At 70.3% G+C, this 20,665-nt stretch carries 22 protein-coding genes; 10 read left to right on the forward strand and 12 right to left on the reverse strand.

The features are described from left to right. Positions 1 to 121: 121 nt before the first annotated feature. From IEY78_RS26200 to IEY78_RS26225, 6 genes are all read right to left on the reverse strand, one after another. Positions 122 to 1,549, reverse strand: a complete 1,428-nt coding sequence (locus IEY78_RS26200) for an alkaline phosphatase family protein (protein WP_189102322.1) — start codon at positions 1,547 to 1,549, stop codon at positions 122 to 124. A gap of 635 nt (positions 1,550 to 2,184) precedes the next feature. Beyond that, complete coding sequence (locus IEY78_RS26205; protein WP_189102324.1) at positions 2,185 to 2,622, reverse strand: hypothetical protein; 438 nt, start codon at positions 2,620 to 2,622, stop codon at positions 2,185 to 2,187. Positions 2,623 to 2,633: 11 nt separating this feature from the next. Further along, on the reverse strand, positions 2,634 to 4,130 hold the full coding sequence (locus tag IEY78_RS26210) for a WXG100-like domain-containing protein (protein ID WP_189102325.1): 1,497 nt from the start codon (positions 4,128 to 4,130) through the stop codon (positions 2,634 to 2,636). Then, the gene (locus tag IEY78_RS26215; RefSeq protein ID WP_189102327.1) at positions 4,127 to 4,426 is read right to left on the reverse strand and encodes a WXG100 family type VII secretion target; all 300 of its coding nucleotides are present in this window, start codon (positions 4,424 to 4,426) and stop codon (positions 4,127 to 4,129) included. Before IEY78_RS26215 ends, IEY78_RS26210 begins: the two co-directional genes overlap by 4 nt. A gap of 488 nt (positions 4,427 to 4,914) precedes the next feature. Next, the gene (locus IEY78_RS26220) at positions 4,915 to 5,421 is read right to left on the reverse strand and encodes a nucleoside deaminase (RefSeq protein WP_189102329.1); all 507 of its coding nucleotides are present in this window, start codon (positions 5,419 to 5,421) and stop codon (positions 4,915 to 4,917) included. 28 nt (positions 5,422 to 5,449) lie between these two features. Next, positions 5,450 to 5,866, reverse strand: a complete 417-nt coding sequence (locus tag IEY78_RS26225; protein ID WP_189102331.1) for a PLD nuclease N-terminal domain-containing protein — start codon at positions 5,864 to 5,866, stop codon at positions 5,450 to 5,452. A gap of 89 nt (positions 5,867 to 5,955) precedes the next feature. Here IEY78_RS26225 and IEY78_RS26230 point away from each other — a divergent pair, with 89 nt between their 5' ends. Together IEY78_RS26230 and mqnP are read left to right on the forward strand one after the other, a co-directional pair. Continuing rightward, complete coding sequence (locus tag IEY78_RS26230) at positions 5,956 to 7,416, forward strand: menaquinone biosynthesis decarboxylase (protein WP_189102335.1); 1,461 nt, start codon at positions 5,956 to 5,958, stop codon at positions 7,414 to 7,416. Then, positions 7,413 to 8,315: a menaquinone biosynthesis prenyltransferase MqnP gene (gene mqnP, locus IEY78_RS26235; protein WP_189102337.1), complete on the forward strand. Its 903-nt coding sequence runs from the start codon at positions 7,413 to 7,415 to the stop codon at positions 8,313 to 8,315. Before IEY78_RS26230 ends, mqnP begins: the two co-directional genes overlap by 4 nt. A 79-nt stretch (positions 8,316 to 8,394) precedes the next feature. On the opposite strand, the gene IEY78_RS26240 is transcribed toward mqnP, so the two are convergent. Together IEY78_RS26240 and IEY78_RS26245 are read right to left on the reverse strand one after the other, a co-directional pair. Next, positions 8,395 to 8,985 carry a DUF4870 domain-containing protein gene (locus IEY78_RS26240; RefSeq protein ID WP_189102339.1) on the reverse strand — a complete coding sequence of 197 codons (591 nt, stop codon included), beginning with the start codon at positions 8,983 to 8,985 and terminating at the stop codon, positions 8,395 to 8,397. A 78-nt stretch (positions 8,986 to 9,063) separates the two neighbouring features. Further along, the gene (locus IEY78_RS26245) at positions 9,064 to 9,657 is read right to left on the reverse strand and encodes a rhomboid family intramembrane serine protease (RefSeq protein WP_189102341.1); all 594 of its coding nucleotides are present in this window, start codon (positions 9,655 to 9,657) and stop codon (positions 9,064 to 9,066) included. A gap of 117 nt (positions 9,658 to 9,774) precedes the next feature. Here IEY78_RS26245 and IEY78_RS26250 point away from each other — a divergent pair, with 117 nt between their 5' ends. After that, positions 9,775 to 10,500 carry a UbiX family flavin prenyltransferase gene (locus IEY78_RS26250; protein ID WP_189102343.1) on the forward strand — a complete coding sequence of 242 codons (726 nt, stop codon included), beginning with the start codon at positions 9,775 to 9,777 and terminating at the stop codon, positions 10,498 to 10,500. Here the strand turns inward: IEY78_RS26250 and IEY78_RS34900 are convergent. Beyond that, positions 10,497 to 10,631 (reverse strand): hypothetical protein, encoded by a 135-nt coding sequence (locus IEY78_RS34900; RefSeq protein ID WP_268240334.1) that lies wholly within the window; start codon positions 10,629 to 10,631, stop codon positions 10,497 to 10,499. The two genes, IEY78_RS26250 and IEY78_RS34900, sit on opposite strands and share 4 nt — an antisense overlap. Positions 10,632 to 10,746: 115 nt before the next feature. Between IEY78_RS34900 and IEY78_RS26255 the strand changes: the two genes are divergently transcribed. The 5 genes from IEY78_RS26255 to IEY78_RS26275 all read left to right on the forward strand — a co-directional run bounded on the left by IEY78_RS26255 (position 10,747) and on the right by IEY78_RS26275 (position 15,276). Continuing rightward, positions 10,747 to 11,205, forward strand: coding sequence for an Lrp/AsnC family transcriptional regulator (locus IEY78_RS26255; RefSeq protein ID WP_189102345.1), 459 nt, complete (start codon positions 10,747 to 10,749; stop codon positions 11,203 to 11,205). Between the two features lie 156 nt (positions 11,206 to 11,361). Further along, the gene (mqnE, locus tag IEY78_RS26260; protein ID WP_189102420.1) at positions 11,362 to 12,525 is read left to right on the forward strand and encodes an aminofutalosine synthase MqnE; all 1,164 of its coding nucleotides are present in this window, start codon (positions 11,362 to 11,364) and stop codon (positions 12,523 to 12,525) included. Between the two features lie 45 nt (positions 12,526 to 12,570). After that, positions 12,571 to 13,095: a GNAT family N-acetyltransferase gene (locus tag IEY78_RS26265; RefSeq protein ID WP_189102347.1), complete on the forward strand. Its 525-nt coding sequence runs from the start codon at positions 12,571 to 12,573 to the stop codon at positions 13,093 to 13,095. Positions 13,096 to 13,190: 95 nt separating this feature from the next. After that, positions 13,191 to 13,478 carry a DUF4229 domain-containing protein gene (locus tag IEY78_RS26270; protein WP_189102349.1) on the forward strand — a complete coding sequence of 96 codons (288 nt, stop codon included), beginning with the start codon at positions 13,191 to 13,193 and terminating at the stop codon, positions 13,476 to 13,478. A 433-nt stretch (positions 13,479 to 13,911) separates the two neighbouring features. Further along, complete coding sequence (locus IEY78_RS26275; RefSeq protein WP_229700185.1) at positions 13,912 to 15,276, forward strand: dicarboxylate/amino acid:cation symporter; 1,365 nt, start codon at positions 13,912 to 13,914, stop codon at positions 15,274 to 15,276. A 111-nt stretch (positions 15,277 to 15,387) separates the two neighbouring features. Here IEY78_RS26275 and IEY78_RS26280 read toward each other — a convergent pair whose 3' ends face one another. Next, complete coding sequence (locus IEY78_RS26280) at positions 15,388 to 16,266, reverse strand: alpha/beta fold hydrolase (RefSeq protein ID WP_189102351.1); 879 nt, start codon at positions 16,264 to 16,266, stop codon at positions 15,388 to 15,390. Between the two features lie 157 nt (positions 16,267 to 16,423). Here IEY78_RS26280 and IEY78_RS26285 point away from each other — a divergent pair, with 157 nt between their 5' ends. Next, positions 16,424 to 17,119, forward strand: coding sequence for a TetR/AcrR family transcriptional regulator (locus IEY78_RS26285; protein WP_229700186.1), 696 nt, complete (start codon positions 16,424 to 16,426; stop codon positions 17,117 to 17,119). A gap of 698 nt (positions 17,120 to 17,817) precedes the next feature. Continuing rightward, positions 17,818 to 19,767 (forward strand): AMP-dependent synthetase/ligase, encoded by a 1,950-nt coding sequence (locus IEY78_RS26290; RefSeq protein ID WP_189102353.1) that lies wholly within the window; start codon positions 17,818 to 17,820, stop codon positions 19,765 to 19,767. Positions 19,768 to 19,895: 128 nt separating this feature from the next. On the opposite strand, the gene IEY78_RS26295 is transcribed toward IEY78_RS26290, so the two are convergent. Both IEY78_RS26295 and IEY78_RS26300 read right to left on the reverse strand, forming a co-directional pair. Then, entirely contained in the window at positions 19,896 to 20,207 is a 312-nt protein-coding gene (locus IEY78_RS26295) for a hypothetical protein (protein ID WP_189102355.1), read from the reverse strand. 10 nt (positions 20,208 to 20,217) lie between these two features. After that, complete coding sequence (locus IEY78_RS26300; protein WP_189102357.1) at positions 20,218 to 20,355, reverse strand: hypothetical protein; 138 nt, start codon at positions 20,353 to 20,355, stop codon at positions 20,218 to 20,220. Positions 20,356 to 20,665: the final 310 nt, after the last annotated feature.

Raw genomic sequence — 20,665 nt, forward strand, 5'->3', positions numbered from 1 at the left:
GCTCAGCACGAGCCCGCTCCGTACGGCACCGCCGTTTCACGGGGCGGGGCGCACGGCCGAGGGCGGGGCGCACGGCCCGGGGCGGGGGCACCGCGGGCCGTGCGGGATCCGGCGGACCGGCCTAGCGGCGCCTGCGCCGGCCGCGTTCCTGGCGCGGCGGGCGCTGCCCGGTGCCCGGCAGCGTCGGCTTCGGCAGATGCGCCACGTCCCACTGCGCCTCGGCCAGCTGCTCGGCGGTGTCGTCCGGCAGCCGCGGCGGCCTGCGGGCCGCCTGGCGGAAGCCGAACGCCGAGGTCAGATCGCCGAACGCGGACCGCCGCCAGTCGCTGATGTTGGGCTCGCCCACGCCCGTCCAGCGCTCCAGGAACTGCAGCACCGAGGTGTGGTCGAAGGCCTCGCCGGCCGCCCAGCCGCCCACCGTCCACGGCGAGATGATCATGCACGGCACCCGGAAGCCCCCGCCGATCGGCAGGCCCTGGACGAACTCGTCCTTCGTCCCCGCGGGCGGCACCGGCGGCGGCACATGGTCGAAGAGCCCGTCGTTCTCGTCGTAATTGAGGATGAAGACGGTCTTGGCCCACACCTTCGGGTTGGACGCGATCGCCTCGATCTTCTGGGCGACGTAGTCGGCGCCGGCGGCCGGCAGGTAGTCCGGGTGCTCGGACTGGTGGCTGGTGGGGATCAGCCAGGAGACGGCCGGGAGCCGGTCGGCCCGGGCGTCGTCCTCGAAGGTGCCGGCCGGCTGCGGGCGCATCCCGCGCTCGTAGAGCGGCTGGCCCGGCTGGGAGTCCCGGAACGTCTGGAACTGCTCCAGGAGGTTGCAGCCGTAGTCGTCCTCCTCCTGGTAGACCTTCCAGCTGATGCCGACCGCCTCCAGCCGCTCGGCGTAGGTCGTCCAGCGGTACGGCTTGGGCGCGGTGTTGTTGAGCACCGGGCCGCCGCGGGTGCCGCCCGGGTCGAGGGTGCCGGTCATCCAGTACAGCCGGTTGGGCCAGGTCGGGCCGAAGACCGAGCAGAAGTAGTTGTCGCAGAGGGTGAAGGCCTCGGCGAGGGCGAACTGGAAGGGGATGTCCTCGCGGGTGTGATAGCCCATCACATACGGACCGTTGACCCCGTCGGCCTTGCGGTGCGCGGGCAGCCAGCGGTCCATCTTGCCGCCGTTCCACGCCTCGTGCTGCACGGACCAGGCGTGGCTGGTGGAGGGGATGGCCTGCGCGCTGGTGGTGTGCGTGTCGAGGCGGAACGGCAGCAGGTAGCCGTCCGGGTTCACCGCGTCCGGCTGGTGGAAGACGGACCGGCCGTCGGGCAGCGTCAGCGCGTCCGGGTCGGCGAAGCCGCGCACGCCGCGCAGGGTGCCGAAGTAGTGGTCGAACGAGCGGTTCTCCTGCATGAGCATGACGACGTGCTCGACGTCGTGCAGTGAGCCGTGACGAGCGGGTCCGGCGGCGACGGCCTTCTGGACGCTGGGCGGAAGCAGCGCCAGCGCGGCGGCGCCGCCGACCGCGCCGGCCGCGGAGCCGAGGAGTCTGCGTCGGGTCATGTCGGGCATATGTGCCACTCTCCCTGAGTCGCGTGAGCCCTCAGTGGGCCGACTCGACTGTGGCGGCGGCTGAGTTTCCCGGGCAGGGGGAGGTTGCTGAACGATGCAGCAATTGGCCGTGAACGGTTGCCAGTTGGCCGACCCCCGCTACGTCCCGTACGCCACACGAAGCAGCGCACAACGGACCCCGCGCGCCCCGCTCTACGTGTTTGCCACGCCACATCAGGACACGCGGCGAAGCCCCGGAGTTCCCCCGGGTGCCGGGTAGGCACGCTCGCCAGGCAGCAGCGCGAGGGCGCCGGGGGCGTCACCGGAGCGGAGCCGGTAGCTGCCTTTTCCGGCTCACGTACCGGCGGTGGTAGGCCGTTCGGTGGGGTCTGTCCGAGGCGAGCCGGTGCAGGACCAGATCAGGAGCCTTCGACGCGTCGCCGACTTGCATGTGCCGATGCACGGAGGTGGGTGCCGCCGGGCTGACCCGCTCTCGAAGTGATGGCGGCGGATACCAATCCGTTGCGGATATCCGCCACCTCGCTACCGCGCAGCCGACCTTCGCCGGCGGAAGCCGCGCGAAACGATCCGCCCCACCGCCACTCCCTGGAGCGGATGCCACGAGCGAGTGCCATGTGGGGCGTGGTGGCTGTCTTCTAGTCCAGAAGATCCCTGGCCTCGTAGCCGGAAAGCCCGATGTGAACCAGCGGAAAAACCAGCTGGTTCAGGTACCAGGCGATGTCGGTCATCCTGGGAATATCCTCATGGAGCGACTTGCGGTCGATCGACGGAGTGAAGGAAACCTGTGTTCTCCCTGAAAAGATGAGAAGAGTTCCGCCGCGGCCCGTGGATTCATTGTAGAGAGACACTCCTGTGGCCTTGTCAGTGTTGTCCGGAGCATCCAGGGAGGCGATGATGAAGTTTGCATCCTCCGCATCGCCCGTCTCCCAGTCGATGTCCCCGTCGTCCTCAATGAAAAAAGAAACACCGAGAGGCTCCACGGGACTCCATCCCGTAGGGCTCAGGGCGCGCATTATTGCGGAAACAGTGATGGGATTCTCGAACGTGAAATCGATATCTGCACGCCTGGACATATTTCAATCTCCTATCCCTGTGGGATGATTTTGTAGGGGACGCCCTTCTTGGCGAGCCACTGGATAATATTCTCGGGGATCGGCCTCTCTGATATGACATAGAAGCTCTTCCCGTTCTCTGCCGCTATCTTACGGGATTCCATTAGTTTGGATTTGAATCTCAACATCTCCCTGTCGTCACTGTTGACCTTCTCCCAATATTGGCCGGACTTCGCCTCGTACCAGGCTTCTTGCCCGCTCTCTTCCGTGAACTTTCCGTCGAATTCCCGTTTTCCGGACTTGAAGCTTCCCTCCCCGCCGAGCTTCTCCTCCAGGTGGTCTTCGTAGTCCTGTCCCCTTTTCTGCGCTCCGTGGCCGCCAGACTCCTCCGCCGGCTCCTCGGATTCTCCCCCGCGTCCACCGGTGCCGGGCTTTTCCCCGCTTCCCCCTCGCCCTCCGCCGCGTCCGCCCACTCCGGCGGGCTCGCGCGCTTCTGTCTCGGCGAGTTCGCGTTCGAGCACCTGGCCGACTTCAGTGGTCTCCGCGTCCACTGCCTCGAATTCGGGCACTCCGTCGGCAGCCGCCTGGAGGTAGGTCTCCAGATCGGCGATCATGTCGGTGCCAATGGCGGCGATGGAGTCGTCGAGCGCAACTTCGACCCCGCCGAGGATCGCCGCGGCTTCCGCGCTGTCGAGAGCGGCAGCCCCGGCGTCCGAGCCGCCGCCGGTGAACGGGGTGAGCAGGACGCCCACGATGGTCGTTACCGTAATGGCGATACCGGCTTCGGCGAGATTGGACTCCGTCTCGCTGTGGGCCTCGTCGATGGCGTGAGCGAAAGACTCGCAGGCTTTGGCCAGTTCGTCGCAGGCGTGCTTGGCCGCGGACAGCGGCGCCTTGCCCGCGCGGTGTCCGCCCTGCCAGATCTGTTCCCAGAAATGGGCCATGGCGTCGACGGAGTCGTCGGCGCTGTTGTCCGTGATCGAGCGCACCTGCTGGTGCAGGTCGTTGCCGAGGTCGTCGATCGCGGTGGCCGCAGTCCGGTAGGCCGCAGCTGCTGCACGCAGCTTGTCTTGGTGGCCGTTGGGCCAGTACTTCGCTATGACGTCGGGAACGTCGCTGTGTCCCGGCCCGATGGCCGAAGCCGCGTCGGGGTACATGATGTCGGTGAACACGGGAGGCGCCGGGTACTGCTCCGGCCCTCCCTTCCCGCCCTTGGCATTGGAATGGTGGTCGGCCTTCAGGTAATTGTTGGCCGTGGTCACCAGACCGGTGGAATGCTGGCCGATCGCACGCACAGCACCGGACAGCGTGCGGAAGAGGGCATTGGCAGCGGGGTCGTACTTCTTGCCGAACTTGTGGCCGTAGTCATCGTTCCCTGCCATGCCGGCGGCATTCTGCAGCGCGGTATTGAGAGTCGAGGAAACGGAGTCGAGGCGATCCTGGCCTTTTGCGAACTTCAGGGCCACGCGGTGCAGGTCCTCGGGATGCAGATCGATCGGCTTCCCGCTGTGGCCGGATGAGCGGTTCATCGGCCCCCTCCCCACATGCGCACGTTGGCGGAGCGTGCCGCTGAGTAGTTGCCGTGGGCGGTGTGTACCGTCTTGTGCAGCGCACGAACGGCTCGATGCAGACTGCGCGAGGCTGAACGCCACTGCTGGTAATAGCTGCCGAACGCCCCCTGGGCGTCCCCCTCCCAGGTCTCGGATACCCGCCTCACGGCCTGGTCCAGTTCCGTCAGGTGCTCCTGGAGTGACTTGGCTATGGAGTCGAGCTCGTCGCTGGCTTCAGCCAAGGTCCCGAAATGGACCTTCAACTTTCCTGACATGCACTTCCCCCTGGTGATCAATGGAAGGAAGTCTGCCAAGCCGCATGGGCCCGGTTTGGTTGATATACGCCACCGCGAGGGCTTTGACTAGCCGTAGGTTGGCGTGATCGTGGGCCGCAATTGGGCAAGATTTGATGAAGTCATATCTTCCCGGCCGCGGCCTCTTCGGGGACGACCTCCATCCCGTCTGCGCTGCTTAGTCCACGTCATCCGCTTCCGTTTCCACGGTGGGGCAGGGGACGGGGCCGTCCCGCACAGTCGGAAACTCCAGGGCGGACGCGTGCGCCTGAAAGGCCGTCACCGTCTCATCGATGTACGGGCCCGCACGCGACGGAGAGGTTCGGCGGGGCGTGCGGGAATCGGCGCTTCGGAGGCTCGATGCGCCTTGGGGCTGGTGCCGTCTGGGGACGTCTTGGGGGATGAGGGGCAGCGAAAGTGTGTGGGGGAGGGCTGGTGGGGCTGGGGCCGAAGTATTCCCCCGAGGCCCCTCACCCGCCCCCAATATCCTCCCGCCACAGCTCCGGTCGGGCTTCGATGAACTCGCGCATCATCTCCCTGCACTCCGGGTCGTTCAGCAGGACGATGTGGGTGCCGTGTTGGGTGAGCCAGGGGTGGGCGCCGGGGAAGGTGTGGGAGTCGCCGATGAGGACGCGGGGGATGCGGAATTGGCGGATCAGGCCGCTGCAGTACCAGCAGGGGGAGAGGGTGGTGACCATCGTGGTGCCGCGGTAGTCGGGTTGGCGGCCGGCGGCGCGGAAGGCGGCGGTCTCGGCGTGCAGGGAGGGGTCGTTGTCCTGGACGCGGCGGTTGTGGCCGCGGCCGAGGAGGGTGCCGTCGGGGCCGTAGAGCGCCGCGCCGATCGGGATGCCGCCCTCGGCGAGGCCGGCGCGGGCCTCGGCGAGGGCCGTGGCCAGCATGGCGCGGGCGGGTGGGGCGGGGTGGCCGTGCGGCCGGAGTGCGTCGCGGTCCGGGTCCCAGTCCTGCGTACGGTCCATGGCGTCACCGTACGCCGGGGCGGTGGGCTCAGGGGGTCTCTTCGGGGCCGTCCGCCGTATCGCGCTTCTTGCGGCGGAGTTCCTCCTCGCGGCGGCGCAGGTCGGCCTCCGGGTCCTCGATCGGGGTCCCGTCCTGGCGGCTGTCCTCCCGCGTCTGCTCGTCCTTGAGGGAGCGGAGGAACTCGGGGTTGTCGTCCGGGGCGACCCAGGCGGTGCCGCGGTCGCGCCGCCAGGGCGTGGCGCCGCCGGACGGGGCCGGCCGGCGCTGCTTGCCCGCCACCAGCCAGGCGACCGGCCCGACCAGCACCTCACCGAAGAGCAGGATGATCAGTACCCAGGCGACCTTGGGCAGGCCGCGCACCTGGGATTCGGGGGTGTTCAGGCAGTCGATGAACGCGTAGATCCACAGGGCCAGCACCAGGAGGAGGGGCAGATACCTGAGCATTGCGGAACGGAGCCCCCTGCGCGCGGCGGCGGGCCCTCGGCGGGGCCCGGTGACCCGTCCAGGGTAGTGCGTACCCGATACTGGACGGCATGGCTTACGACGATCTTCGCTCGTTCCTGCGCGCACTGGAGCGGGAGGGCGACCTCAAGCGCATCAAGGCCGAGGTCGATCCGTATCTGGAAGTCGGCGAGATCGTGGACCGGGTGCAGAAGTCCGGTGGCCCGGCGCTGCTCTTCGAGAACGTCAAGGGCTCGGCGATGCCGCTCGCCATGAACGTCTACGGCACCGACCGCCGGCTGCTGAAGGCGCTGGGCCTGAAGGCGTACGAGGACATCAGCGGCAAGATCGGCGGGCTGCTGAAGCCCGAACTGCCGCAGGGCTTCGTCGGGGTGCGCGAGGCGTTCGGCAAGCTCGCCGGCATGACGCATGTGCCGCCGAAGAAGGTGAAGGGCGAGAGCGCGCCCGTCCAGGAGGTCGTGCTCCAGGGCGACGAGGTCGATCTGGACCGGCTGCCGGCGCTGTTCACCTGGCCCGAGGACGGCGGCTCCTTCTTCAACCTGGGGCTGACGCACACCAAGCACCCGGAGAGCGGGGTGCGCAACCTCGGCCTCTACCGCCTCCAGCGCCACGACAAGCGCACCATCGGGATGCACTGGCAGATCCACAAGGACAGCCGCAACCACTACCAGGTCGCCGCCAAGCGCGGGGAGAAGCTGCCGGTCGCCATCGCCTTCGGCTGCCCGCCGGCCGTGACGTACGCCTCGACCGCGCCGCTGCCCGGGGACATCGACGAGTACCTCTTCGCCGGCTTCCTCCAGGGCAAGCGGATCGAGATGGTCGACTGCAAGACCGTGCCGCTCCAGGTGCCGGCGCACGCCGAGGTCGTCATCGAGGGCTGGCTGGAGCCCGGGGAGATGCTGCCCGAGGGCCCGTTCGGCGACCACACCGGCTTCTACACCCCGCAGGAGCCCTTCCCGGCGCTGACCATCGACTGCGTGACGATGCGGAAGCGCCCGCTGCTCCAGTCGATCGTGGTGGGGCGGCCGCCGACGGAGGACGGGCCGCTGGGGCGGGCGACGGAGCGGTTCTTCCTGCCGCTCCTCAAGATCATCGTCCCGGACATCGTGGACTACCACCTGCCGGAGTCCGGCGGCTTCCACAACTGCGCGATCGTCTCGATCGACAAGAAGTACCCCAAGCACGCGCAGAAGGTGATGCACGCCATCTGGGGCGCGCACATGATGTCGCTGACCAAGCTGATCGTGGTCGTGGACGCGGACTGCGATGTGCACAACCTCCACGAGGTGTCCTGGCGGGCGCTGGGCAACACCGACTACGCCCGGGACCTCACCGTCGTCGAAGGTCCCGTCGACCACCTCGACCACGCCTCCTACCAGCAGTTCTGGGGCGGCAAGGCGGGGATCGACGCGACGAGGAAGTGGCCCGAGGAGGGCTACACGCGCGACGGGGGCTGGCCGGAGATGGTCGAGTCGGACCCGCGGACGGCGGCGCTGGTCGACCGCCGCTGGAAGGAGTACGGACTCTCGTGAGCAGCGCATCAGCGGCGGTCCCGCAGCCGGGCCGGACCAAGGCGTTCCTGCGCCTGGTGATGATCGAGCACTCGGTCTTCGCGCTGCCCTTCGCCTATATCGCCGCGCTGACCGCGATGTACGAGACGGACCGGCACCTCCAGTGGGGCCGGCTGCTGCTCGTCACCGTCGCCATGGTCGGTCTGCGGACGTTCGCGATGGCCGCGAACCGGATCATCGACCGCGAGATCGACGCCCGCAATCCGCGCACCGCGCAGCGGGAACTGGTCACCGGCGCGGTGTCGGTGAAGTCGGCGTGGACGGGCGCGCTGATCGCGCTCGTCGTCTTCCTGGGCGCGGCGGCCCTGCTCAACACCCTGTGCCTGGTGCTCGCGCCGATCGCGGTGGTGCCGATGGTGGTGTATCCGTACGGCAAGCGGTTCACGAACTTCCCGCAGGCGATCCTCGGCCTCGCCCAGGCGATGGGGCCGATCGGCGCCTGGCTGGCGATCACCGGCAGCTGGTCCTGGGACGCGGTGATCCTCGGCCTCGCGGTCGGCATCTGGATCGGCGGCTTCGACCTGATCTACGCCTGCCAGGACGTGGAGACGGACCGCGAGGTCGGGGTGCGCTCGGTCCCGGCCCGCTTCGGCATCCCGGCCGCGATCCGCGGGGCGCGCGGCTGCCATCTCGTCACGACCGGGCTGTTCGTCTGGTACGGGCTGGCGACCGGCGCCGGCGTGTTCTTCTGGCTGGGGCTGGTGATCGTGGCGGCGGCCTTCCTCTACGAGCACACGATCGTGAAGCCGCACGACCTCAGCCGGCTGAACCGGGCGTTCTTCCAGGTCAACGGCTTCATCGGGATCGCGCTCTTCGTCTGTGCGCTGCTGGATCTGCTGGTGCGCGGGCTGACGGTCTGAGCACGGAGGGCGGTCCGGGGACGGCGGGCCGCCCGGGGGCGACGGGCCGTCCGGGGGCGACGGGCCGTCCGGGGGCCGTTCAGCCCTTGCTGAGCGGCCAGGCGATCAGCCGCGGGTAGGTCCACAGCTCGCCGCGGGTCGCCTTGACCGTGGCCATGATTGCGCAGACCAGGCCGGCTATGCCGTAGGCGCCCATGATGGTGGCCACGGTCAGCAGCGGGACGGCCAGGCCGGAGCTCTGCCGCTGGGATTCCGTGGCGGCCGCGGCGAAGACGACGGCGCTGCCGAAGTACAGCACCACGCCGATGGCCGCCATGACGGCCTGGGTGATGCCGAAGTTCAGCGCCTGGGTGGCGTGGTGGCGGACGTACGGATCCTGCCTGTGGCGTGCGTTGTTGCGGACCGACAGCGGGAAGATCCAGCCGAGCAGCGCCCCCAGACCGCAGCACATCACCGAGCCGCCGGCGACGACCAGCAGGGTGCCGAGGTGGGCCCACATCGCGGAGTTCGCCGAGGCCTGCGGCGGGCGGCCGCCGTAGCCGGGCTGCTGCGGGCCGGGGTAGCCGTAGGCGCCGGGCGCGCCGCCGGGCCAGCCCTGCTGCGGGGCGCCGTACGGCTGCTGCGGTCCGCCGCCGTACGGTCCGTACCCCGGCTGCTGGTAGTCGGACATGGTTGCTCCCCCGTGTGCAGTGCCTGCCGCACGGTGCGGGGTGTCCTCCCCGCCCGCGGCTCCCGTTCGATTCCGAGGCTACGTGACGGGTCCGACAACGGGCCCGGCAGCACCGGCGCGGGCGCGCTCGCGGAAGACGAAGGCCGCCAGCACCCCGCCGATCAGCCCGAACAGATGCCCCTGCCAGCTGATCTGGCTGTCCGTCGGCAGCGCGCCCCACAGGATCGAGCCGTACAGCGCGCCGATGACCAGGCCGATGCCGATGTCCAGGAGGGAGCGCTCGATGAAGCCGCGCACCAGGAGATAGCCGAAGAGCCCGAAGATGACGCCGGAGACGCCCGCGGTGTTGCTGCCCGGCGCGGCCGTGAACCAGACGCCCAGCCCGCTGGTGAGGGCGATCAGCAGGACGACGGCGAGGAAGCGCCGCACCCCGCTGCGCAGCGCGGCGACGAAGCCGAGCAGCAGCAGCGGCACGGTGTTCGCCACGAGATGGGCGAAGCCGAAGTGCACGAAGGCGGCGGGCACCACGTCGACCAGCTCGGCGCGCTCGCGCGGCTGGATCCCGAAGGAGTCCAGGGCGCCCCCGCTGACGGTGTCGACCCCTTCCAGCACCCACAGCAGAGCGACCCAGCCCAGCATCAGGCAGAGCGCGGGCCTCGCGCGTGATCTCATCTCCGGCCGTCCCTTCCCGTCCCCCGGTGCGGCGGCCCTCGGCGGGGCCGCGCGAGGGGCGCACAGGTAAGAACGGCCGTGACGGGGTCCACGGTTCCGCCGGATAGGCTCGATGGCGTGGAGCCGCCGCGCAACGACACCAGCAAGCAGGACCCCGGCCGACGCCGCCCGTGGGTCGTGGGGATCTCCGGCGCGTCCGGGACGCCGTACGCGGCGTCCGTCCTGCGCGGGCTGCTCGCCGCCGGGGAGGCGGTGGATCTGATCGTCAGCCGGGCGTCGCGGCTGACCCTGCTGGACGAGACCGGGATCGCCTTCCGGGACGCCCACTGGCGCGCCGACCTGCGGGAATGGCTGGCGCGCGGGGCGGACGGCAAGCCGTCGACGTTTCCGGTGACCGAGGCGGACCTGGCGCGGGTGCGGTTCTGGCCGGCCGGGGACCTGGCCGCCGGGCCCTCGTCGGGGTCGTATCCGGTCAAGGGGATGCTGATCGTCCCGGCCAGCACCGCGTGTGTGGCCGGGGTCGCGCTCGGGCTGTCGAAGGATCTGCTCCAGCGGGTGGCGAGCGTGACGCTCAAGGAGCGCCGGCGGCTGGTGGTCGCGGTGCGCGAGACGCCGCTGAACGGTCCGACGCTGAAGCATCTGGTGACGCTGGACGAGGCGGGCGCCGTGGTGCTGCCCGCCTCACCGGCGTTCTACGCGGGAGCGACGCACATCCAGGATCTGGTGGACTTCGTCGCGGGCCGGGTGCTCGACGCGGCGGAGGTGCCGCACCGGCTGTACCGGCGGTGGGAAGGGGAGCTGCGGGGCGGCTCCGTGGAAGGGGAGGCCCCGGACGCTCCCTAGCGCTGCTCGGCTGCGGCGGCGCGGCCGAAGCGGCGCTTGGCCCGAGGTGCGGCGGACCGGTGGGCACGTGAACGATTGGCCTGGTCCTGCAGCTCGCGCATGCGGGCGTAGGCCATCTCGATCGAGTACACGGTGACAACTCCTGAGAACGTCAGAGGACGAAAGATTCACAGGGTCTAGGCCCTGTATGCCTTAGATTCTACATGCAGAACCCGAAAATGCGTAAAGATTGGAAGGCTTGAGGGCATGGACGCGGTGGACAGGCAGCTCATCCAGGCACTTCGCGAGAACGGCCGGGCCTCGTACGCGGAGCTGGGCCGGCTCGTAGGCCTCTCCGGGCCCAGCGTCACGGACCGGATCAACCGCCTGGAGGCGGCCGGCGTGATCACCGGCTACCGCGCGACGGTCGACGCCGCCTCGCTGGGCCTGGGGGTCACCGCGCTGGTGGGCATCTCGCTGTCGGACGCGACCGACCACGAGGACGTTGCGCACCGGCTGCGCGACCTCGCCGAGATCGAGGACTGCTGGTTCATCGCCGGCGACGACTCGTACATGCTCAAGGTGCGGGTGGGCGATGTGGACGGCCTGGAGCGCACCATCCGCCGGCTGTCCGGCACCAAGGGCGTCTCCCGTACCCGCACCACGATCGTGCTCTCCACCAAGTGGGAGAACCGCGTCGGCGAGCTGCCCGAAGAGGGCGAGTAGGCCACCGGCCGCCGGACGGCACACCGGAGGCGGACGGGCGCGCCAAGGGGGCCCCGTCCGCCTCTGTTACGGGGGAGTACGCTCGACGAAGCCCGTTTCCGGCACCGAAACGGCACCGATACGGCAGAGACTGGAGGCGACCGGATGGCGGCGTCGATGGATGTGGGCCTCAAGCGTGAGCTGGAGGCGAAGGTCCACGCCGGGGAGCGGCTGACCCGCGAGGACGGTATCGCCCTTTACGAGTGCGACGACCTGGCCTGGCTGGGCGGGCTGGCCCACGAGGTGCGCACGCGCAAGAACGGCGACGTCGTGCACTTCAACGTCAACCGCCACCTCAACATGACGAATGTGTGCACCGCGTCGTGCGCCTACTGCTCCTTCCAGCGCAAGCCGGGGGAGAAGGACGCGTACACGATGCGGATCGAGGAGGCCGTCCGCCTCGCCAAGGCGATGGAGCACGAGAACCTCACCGAGCTGCACATCGTCAACGGTCTGCACCCGACCCTGCCGTGGCGCTACTACCCGCGCTCCCTCAAGGCCCTCAAGGAAGCCCTCCCGGACGTCTCGCTGAAGGCCTTCACCGCCACCGAGATCCACCACTTCGAGACCATCTCGGGGCTGAGCGCCTCGGAGATCCTCGACGAGCTGATCGAGGCCGGTCTGGAGTCGCTGACCGGCGGCGGCGCGGAGATCTTCGACTGGGAGGTGCGCCAGCACATCGTCGACCACCGCACCCACTGGGAGGACTGGTCGCGCATCCACCGCCTGGCGCACGAGAAGGGTCTGAAGACCCCGTCGACGATGCTCTACGGGCACATCGAGGAGCCCCGCCACCGCGTCGACCACGTGCTGCGGCTGCGTGAGCTGCAGGACGAGACCGGCGGCTTCCAGGTCTTCATCCCGCTGCGCTACCAGCACGACTTCGTGGACATGCAGGACGGCAAGGTCCGCAACAAGCTCCAGGCCCGCACGACGATGGCGACCGGCGCCGAGGCGCTGAAGACCTTCGCGGTCTCCCGCCTGCTGTTCGACAACGTCCCGCACGTCAAGTGCTTCTGGGTCATGCACGGCCTGCAGACCACCCAGCTCGCCCTGCAGCACGGCGCCGACGACATGGACGGCTCGGTCGTCGAGTACAAGATCACGCACGACGCGGACAACTACGGCACGCCCAACAAGCTGACCCGCGAGGACCTGCTGGAGCTGATCCGGGACGCCGGCTTCCGCCCCATCGAGCGCAACACCCGCTACGAGGCCATCCGCGAGTACCCGGGCCCGGACCCCGAGCGGCGGGAGTCGCCGCAGCCGATGCGCCTCTGAACGGGCGGCGGTCCGCTGTCAGTGGCGGGAGTTAGGGTCCGGGGCATGAACGTCCGCTTCGACCTGGACCCTTCCGTCACCCCCGCCCTCCGTGACGGGATATGCGCGCTGTGGACCGATGTCTCCAACGCCGACGGCGCCGTCGGCTTCGTCCCGCCGGTGACCCCGGAGGATGTCCGCCCCGAGCTGCTGAGGCATCTGGCGGCGATGGCCGAGGGCCGCACCCGGCTGCTGGTCGGCCGTGATCCGGACGGCCGGGTCGTGGCCGCGGCGTTCCTCACGCTCAACACCCACCGGCTGATGCGCCACTGGCTGTGGGTCTACACCGTCATGGTGCACCCGTCCCTCCAGGGCCGCGGGGTCGGCCGGGAGCTGATGGCCGCGGTCGCCGACGCCGCCCGCTCGCTCGAAGGGATCCGCGGCATCCGCCTCACCTGCCGCGGCGGCACCGGCCTCAGCCGCTTCTACGCCTCCTGCGGCTACAAGGAGGTCGGCCGGGTCCCCGGCGCGATCAAGGTCGCCGACGGGGACGTCCGGGACGACATCACCATGTGGCAGGAGCTGGCCTGACCGCGGGTCCGGCGGGGGGCGCGAAGATCGCCCGAAGCGCTGTGCTTGACTGGATGCAGACCCTTTAGGTTGCCGTTGAGGAGAAGGTCCCATCCGTGAGTAGCCCCAAGTTCGCCACGCTCCGCTACACCGCTCTTCGCATCGGCCTCTTCGTCGTCTCGTTCGCCGTGGTGTGGGGGCTGGCCTACGTCCACGTCATCCCGCTGGCCGTCGGCGCGTCCAACACCGTCTGGCTGCTGCTGCTCGCCATCGTGATCTCCGCGCCGCTCAGCTTCGTGCTGCTGCGCAAGCAGCGCGACGCGATGTCCGAGCAGATCGTCGCCAAGGTCGACCGCCAGCGCGAGCGGCTCGCGGCCCACGCCGGCCAGGAGGACGGGGCGTAAGAGCCCGGTCCCTGTGTAAGACACCTCACAGCCGTACCACCACGACAGGCGCCCGCTGCCATGGGCTTTGCTCCATGGCCGGGCGCCTGTCGCGTTTCTGACGGGTTGTCCGATGCCGCGGGCCCACCGGAAGTAAAAGATTCTCTTTGAGTTCCTCAAAGTTCAAGTGTTAATGTACGTGTCATGAAGACCGCAGCCGCGCCCCCGTCCCCCAGGAGCATTCCGCTCGTGGCGCGCCTGCATGTCGATCTCTGCCGCTGTCTGTCCGCGGCCTGTTGCCGCCGCTGACCGTTTCCTCCGGCGGCCGGAGATCCCCCTCGCCCTCCGGGCGGGAGGCCCCCTGCTTCGAGCTCTCTCGAACCGCTCCGCGGCCGCTCACCCCTGGCGCCCCGCGCCGCCTTCCCGTGCCTGACCTGTCCCCGGAGTGTGTCCGTTGTCCACGTCTGCCGAGAACGCCGAGTCCTCACCGGCGCCTCAGACCCCCAAGTCCTCCCGCATACCCAAGGTCCCGTTCTGGGCCCAGATCCTGGGCGGCCTCGTCCTGGGCGTCGTGCTCGGCGGGATCGCCAAGAACGGTGACATCGGCTGGCTCACCGCCACGCTCCAGCACGTCGGCGACCTCTTCGTCCAGCTGCTGAAGCTGGCCGTGGCGCCGCTGGTCTTCTTCGCGATCCTGGTGTCGATCACCAATCTGCGCCAGGTCAACAACGCCGCCCGGCTGGCCACCCGCACCCTGCTGTGGTTCATGGTCACCTCGCTGATCGCGGTCGCGATAGGCCTGGCCATCGGCCTGCTCACCCACCCCGGCGCGGGCACCGGCCTGACCCCCAAGGACGGCAAGCTGCCCGATCACGCGGGCTCCTGGATCGACTTCCTGACCGGCATCGTCCCCACCGACATCATCACGCCGTTCACCGAGCTGAACGTCCTGCAGATCGTCTTCATGGCGGCCGTCGCCGGCATCGCGGCCCTCCAGCTCGGCGAAAAGGCCGAGCCGGTCCTCACGATCAGCCGCTCGGTCCTGGAACTCCTCCAGAAGGCCCTGTGGTGGGTCATCCGCCTCGCCCCGCTCGGCACCGTCGGCCTCATCGGCAACGCCATCGCGACGTACGGCTGGAACCTCATCGGCAAGTACGCGACCTTCACCGTCGACATCTACGTCGGCTGCGCGCTCGTGCTCTTCGGCGTCTACCCGCTGCTGCTGTCGACCGTCGCCAAGGTCAACCCGCTGCAGTTCTTCCGCGGCGCCTGGCCGGCCATCCAGCTGGCCTTCGTCTCCCGCTCGTCGGTCGGCACCATGCCGGTCACCCAGCAGGTCACCGAGCGCCTCGGAGTGCCGCGCGAGTACGCCTCCTTCGCCGTGCCGTTCGGCTCGACGACCAAGATGGACGGCTGCGCCTCGATCTACCCGGCGATCGCCGCGATCTTCATCGCCCAGATCTTCGACGTCCACCTGGGCCTCGGCGACTACGTCCTGATCGCCTTCGTCTCCGTCATCGGCTCCGCCGCCACCGCCGGCCTGACCGGCGCCACGGTCATGCTGACGCTGACCCTCTCCACGCTGGGCCTGCCCCTGGAGGGCGTCGGCCTGCTGATGGCCATCGACCCGATCCTGGACATGATGCGCACGGCCACCAACGTCGCCGGCCAGTCGGTCATCCCGATCCTGGTCTCCGCCAGGGAGAACATCCTGGACCGCGACGCGTACCGGGGGGCGACGAGCATCACGCCGCCCGCGGCCGACGCCGTGCGCACGGAGCAGACGGCGCCGCTCGCGGACCCGGTGGCCGCCGCCTAGGACCAGGCCTGCGGGCCCGTTGGTCGGCGCCGCTCCCGGCGGTCGGCCCGAAGAGAGAGTGCGGTGCCCCGGCCGGGTCGGCCGGGGCACCGCCGTGGTCCGCCGGGTCCTTCAGCCCGCCGCCGCTGCCGTATGGGCCAGGATCGCGGCGGTCAGGGGGTTGTGTACGGCGGGTGGGAGGGCGTGGCCCATTCCCGGGATCTCGACGAGTCGTGCGCCGCGGACGCACTGGGCGAGGTGCTGGGGGTGCGGCGGCGGGAAGACCGGTTCGGCGGGGGCGGAGATGACCAGTGTCGGTACCTCGTTCGCGGCGAGGCGGTCCGTGCGGAGCATGCCGTCCGTCGCGGCGCGGCCGTGTGCGGTGCTGGTGCGGTGGTGCCCGGTGTGGGCGATGACGCGGCGCTCCAGCGAGCGGAACCAGTCCGCGTCGAAGGGGAGTCGGTCACCGGCGAGTACCCGCCAGTGTGTGATCCGGCGGGCCACCTCGGCCGCCTCCCCGTGCTCCTCGACCGGGCGGGACCACAGCTCCAGGACCTCGGGCGCGATGCCCGGCAGCTCCCCGGCCGGGACGGTGCTGCCGTCCGGGCGGGTGTAGGGGGTGGTGCTGAGGGCGCTGGTGCCGATGAGAGTGGCGCTGAGGCATCGGTCGGGGTGGTCCGCCAGCACCATCTGGGCCAGCATGCCGCCCAATGACATGCCGACGAGATGTGCCCGACCGATGCCCAGGCCGTCGAGGACCGCGCGCACATCCGTGGCCAGATCGGCGATGCGGTAGGGCCGTTCCTCGAAGGCCCATGTGGAGCGGCCGGTGTCGCGGTGGTCGTAGCGGATGACCCGGTGGTGCTCGGCGAGCGCGTCGACCAGCGGCTCCGGCCAGCCGACGCCCGTCGCCTGGGCGCCCATGACCAGCAGCAGCGGGGGCGCGTCGGCGGGCCCGCGCTGCTCGGTCCATAAGCGGATGCCGGGGGCGGCATCGATGAATTGCTGCACTGGACTCTCCTCCGGGTGGGGGAAGCGATCAACGTAACGAGACGTATCGTCTCGCGATGGTCGGGAACGCGTCAAGCGCACGAAGGGCGGGCGGCGGAGATCGTAAACTTACTTTGCAGTAAAGGGGCGGGATGGAGGGGTATTCAGGGTGGGAGCTGTGAAGAGCAAGAGGGTGCCGCGCGCGGTCCGGGAGCAGCAGATGCTGGACGCCGCGGTGCTGACGTTCGCACGGCGTGGATATCGGGCGGCCTCGATGGACGAGATCGCCGAATTGGCCGGGGTGTCGAAACCGCTGGTCTATCTGTACCTGAATTCGAAGGACGACCTGTTCAGCACGGTGATCCGGCGGGAGTCGGAGTCGCTGGTGGCAGCGGTGCGGGCGGCCGTCGAGCCGGGGGAGAGCGCCGATCGCAAGCTGTGGAACGGCCTGCGGGGATTCTTCGCGTACGCCGCCGAGCACCGGGAGGGCTGGGCCGTGCTTCACCAGCAGGCCCGCACGCACGGCGAGCCGTTCGCCCGCGAAGTCGCCGTCGTGCGGGGGGAGATCGTCGCATTCGTCACGGAGTTGCTGGGTGCGGCCGCAAAGGAAGCCGGCTGCGTCGGTGAGCTGGCCGACCGGGAGGTGGCCGGGCTCGCCCATGCCCTGGTCGGCGCGGCCGAGTCGCTCGCCGAGTGGGTCAACTGCCTTTCGGAGGAGGGTACTTCGGGGGAGCTGACGCATCCATCGGCGAAGGACAGTGCGGCCACGATGATGAATGTCGTCTGGGCGGGGCTCGGCCGGATGATGGGCGGGGAGCGGTGGGCGCCGAGCGGACTCGCCGGCCAGGGGAGCCGGTCCGGCGTCGGGGGGTGAGGCGGCACGGTGCGGGGCGGCCGGCGGTGGGCCGCGCACCGGCCGGCGGCGGCTCGCCAGGAGCGACGGGGGGGCGGGGGTGCCCGGGTGCGGGCGGTGGCTGGTCCGCGTGCGGGGCCCGGGTGCGCGGCTCGTGACCGGACCCGTGGCCCGTGGGGTGAATTCGTGAAGGTGTCGCGCGGCCATTGGCCGGCTCCCGCTCCTCACATAAGTTGACCCCTACCTAATTTACCGCCGGGTCAGGAGCTGGGTCGCAGATGAGTGCCACGGATGCCCTCGCCGGGGGCGAGTCGTCCGACGGCGGCCGCTCCCTGCGTCGCCGTGTGCCCACAACTGGCCTGATGCGGTGTGGAGTTCGGGTTGCCGGTGGCCGGCGGCCCGATGGCGTCGGGTAGTGCGATGCCGATGACGGGCGGGGCCCGGGGGCCGGCTGCCGCTGTTGGTGCGGCTGTTGTTGTTGGTGTTGCTGTGGCGGCTGCCGCGTTTCGAGGGTTACCGGGCGTCGTCTCCGGACCCGTGCCGGGCGTCGTCTCCGGACGTGTGCCGGGCCGCGCCTAGGTGCACTGGGCCCGACCCCCAAGGCCTCGCGGCCCCCAGGGGCGCGCGATCCCCAGGGGCACGCGATCCCCTCGCGGCCCCCAACGGCATTGCCGCGCCCCACCCTTCCCGCACTCCACAGGCGTAACGAGGAGCCGCTCGTGTTCCACCAGGACAGTGCAGCCACCGGGTCACCCGCCGAAGGAACCCCCGCCGACCCGGCCGGCGCCCCCGCCCGCACCGTGACGGAGCCCCAGAAAACCCTGGTCGACGGCGCGGTCCGGGAGGTCTACGTCCCGCCGCTGGTCCCGCCCGTCCGTAGTGGCTCGCTCGGGGGCCTCCCCTTCACCAACGCCGCCGAGGCCCCCGCCGATGTCGTGCTCGCCCGCAAACAGCCCAGCGGCACCTGGCGCGACATCACCGCGGCGGAGTTCGCCGTCGAGGTCCGGGCCGTCGCCAAGGGCCTGCTCGCGCACGGCCTGCGCCCCGGTGACCGGCTCGCGATCATGGCCCGTACGACCTATGAGTGGACCCTCGTCGACTTCGCCGCCTGGGCGGCCGGCCTGGTCACCGTCCCGCTCTACCCCACCTCCTCCGCCCACCAGGCGCAGTGGATCCTGGCCGACTCCGGCGCCCGGGCCTGCGTTGTGGAGAACGTCGAGGAGGCCCGGCTGATCAGCGGCCTGCGCGGTGAACTGCCCGCGCTGGACCACCTGTGGCAGTTCAACACCGGCGCGGTCGCCCAGCTCGTCGCCGCGGGCCGTGAGGTGCCGGACGAGGCGGTCGACCAATGCCGTGCCGCCACCGGCCCGTACGCCCTCGCCACCCTCATCTACACCTCCGGCACCACCGGCCGCCCCAAGGGCTGCGCACTCACCCACGCCAACTTCTTCGCCGAGGTCGACAACGCCGTCGAGCTGCTGCACCCGGTCTTCACCCCGGTCGGCGAGGAGCCCGCCGCCACCCTCCTCTTCCTCCCGCTCTCCCATGTCTTCGGGCGCATGGTCGCCGTCGGCTGCCTGCGCGCCCGCGTCCGGCTCGGCCACGCCCCCAGCATGCGGACCGACGACCTGCTCGCCGACCTGGCCGGCTTCCGGCCGACGTTCCTGCTGGCTATCCCGTACGTCCTGGAGAAGGTCTTCCACAGTGGCCGGGCCGCCGCGGAGAAGGCGGGCAAGGCCGCCGCCTTCGACCGGGCGGCCCGCGTCGCCCGCTCCTACGGCGAGGCCGTCGAGGCCGGCGAACACGGCACGGGCCCCGGCCCCGGCGTCGCCCTCAAGGCCGCCCGCAAGCTCTACGACCCGCTCGTCTACCGCCGCATCCGCGCCGCCCTCGGCGGCAGGGTCCGCCACGTCCTGTGCGGCGGATCCCCCCTCGGCCACCGCCTCGCCGCCTTCTACACCGGCGCCGGCATCGAGATCTTCGAGGGCTACGGCCTGACGGAGACCACGGCCGCCACCACGCTCACGCCCCCGCTCCGGCCCCGCATGGGCACGGTCGGCTGGCCGCTGCCCGGCAGCGCGGTGCGGATCGCCGACGACGGCGAGATCCTGATCCACGGCGGACACGTCTTCTCCGGCTACTGGGACGCCGCCCTCGGCGCGGCCCGCCCCGTCACCGACCGCGGCTGGTTCGCCACGGGTGACCTCGGCTCCCTCGACGCCGACGGCTACCTCACCATCACCGGCCGCAAGAAGGAGATCATCGTGACCACGGGCGGCAAGAACGTCGCCCCGGCGCCGCTGGAGGACCGCCTCCGCTCCCATCCGCTCGTCGGCCAGTGCATGGTCGTCGGCGACCACCGCCCCTACGTCACGGCCCTGCTCACCCTGGATCCGGACGGCCTCGCCCACTGGCGCCAGATGCACCGGAAGCAGAGCGTGCCGCAGGAGCAACTGCTGCGTGACGAGCGCCTGCTCGACGATCTTCAGCGCGCGGTGGACGACGCCAACGCACTGGTCTCCCGCGCCGAGTCCATCCGCCGCTTCGCCGTCCTCCCGGTGGATTTCACCCCGGAGAGCGGGCATCTCACCCCGTCCCTGAAACTCCGCCGCGGCGCCGTCTCCCGTGATTTCGCCAAAGACATAGCCAGCCTTTACGAAAGCGGGTGACCCCGCTCTGGAGGCCTCGCTCCCGACGCGTCAGACTGGAACCCCGTGTCACCTCTGTGGGGGAGGTGGCACGGGGTCTGACGTGCGAGGTCGCCGCTCCTGGCGGCTCGCGCCCGCGGCGATCCGGATCATCGGGGCGGCAGTGCGACCGCCGTCTGCATGTCGCAGGAATTGCACCAGAAGGCCCAGCCGTTGGCGTCCACGGACCGCGAGCCGCAGGCCAGGCACGGGTCACCCACGAAGCTCGCCGCCACCCACGTCCCGGCCGTCGCCGCCCGGCGCCCCGCGGCGGCGCACTCGTCGGCGTAGCACGGGATGCACAGTCCGCCCTGCTGGCCGGGCAGCTTCATCGAACGTATCCCGCAGGTCGAGCACGGCAGCCGGCCGACGTACTGCGCGTCCAGGCCGACCGGCTTGCCGTTCCTTCCCGAGGTCGTCATGTCGCCTCCCCTAGGCCAGGACGGTGCCGGTGCCGCCGCAACCGGAGCACTGCGTCGTGACCTGGTCGCCGGCCGGCGTCTCCCAGTCCACGGTGCCTCTGCCGCCACAGTCGGGACAGGTCTTCTGCGGGGGCAACTGCTCGCTCATTCTGCCCACGGTATGCCGCGCCATGTTCCGATGTGACCACTTTCCGTGATCACTCCGTCATCGGCGGCAACTTCTTTGCGCCGGGGCGGACTTACGCCGAAATGTGCCGGCCGGCGGGCCCGTCCGGCGGGGGCGCGGGGAGCCCGGGAGCACAATGCGTCGACCGGTTGTGAAGGGTGACGCGGGCCGGTGCGGCAGGGGGCGCGGGCCCGTTTCCCCGCGCGGGTGGGCCGGTGCGTTCCGTGCGGCCATTGGCACGGTGCTCGCGTGGTGCCGCGAGGAATTCCGGCCGTCGTGCGGGAAGAGCGGA

Origin of the sequence: Streptomyces kronopolitis, assembly GCF_014646275.1 — a bacterium.
GTDB lineage: Bacteria > Actinomycetota > Actinomycetes > Streptomycetales > Streptomycetaceae > Streptomyces > Streptomyces kronopolitis.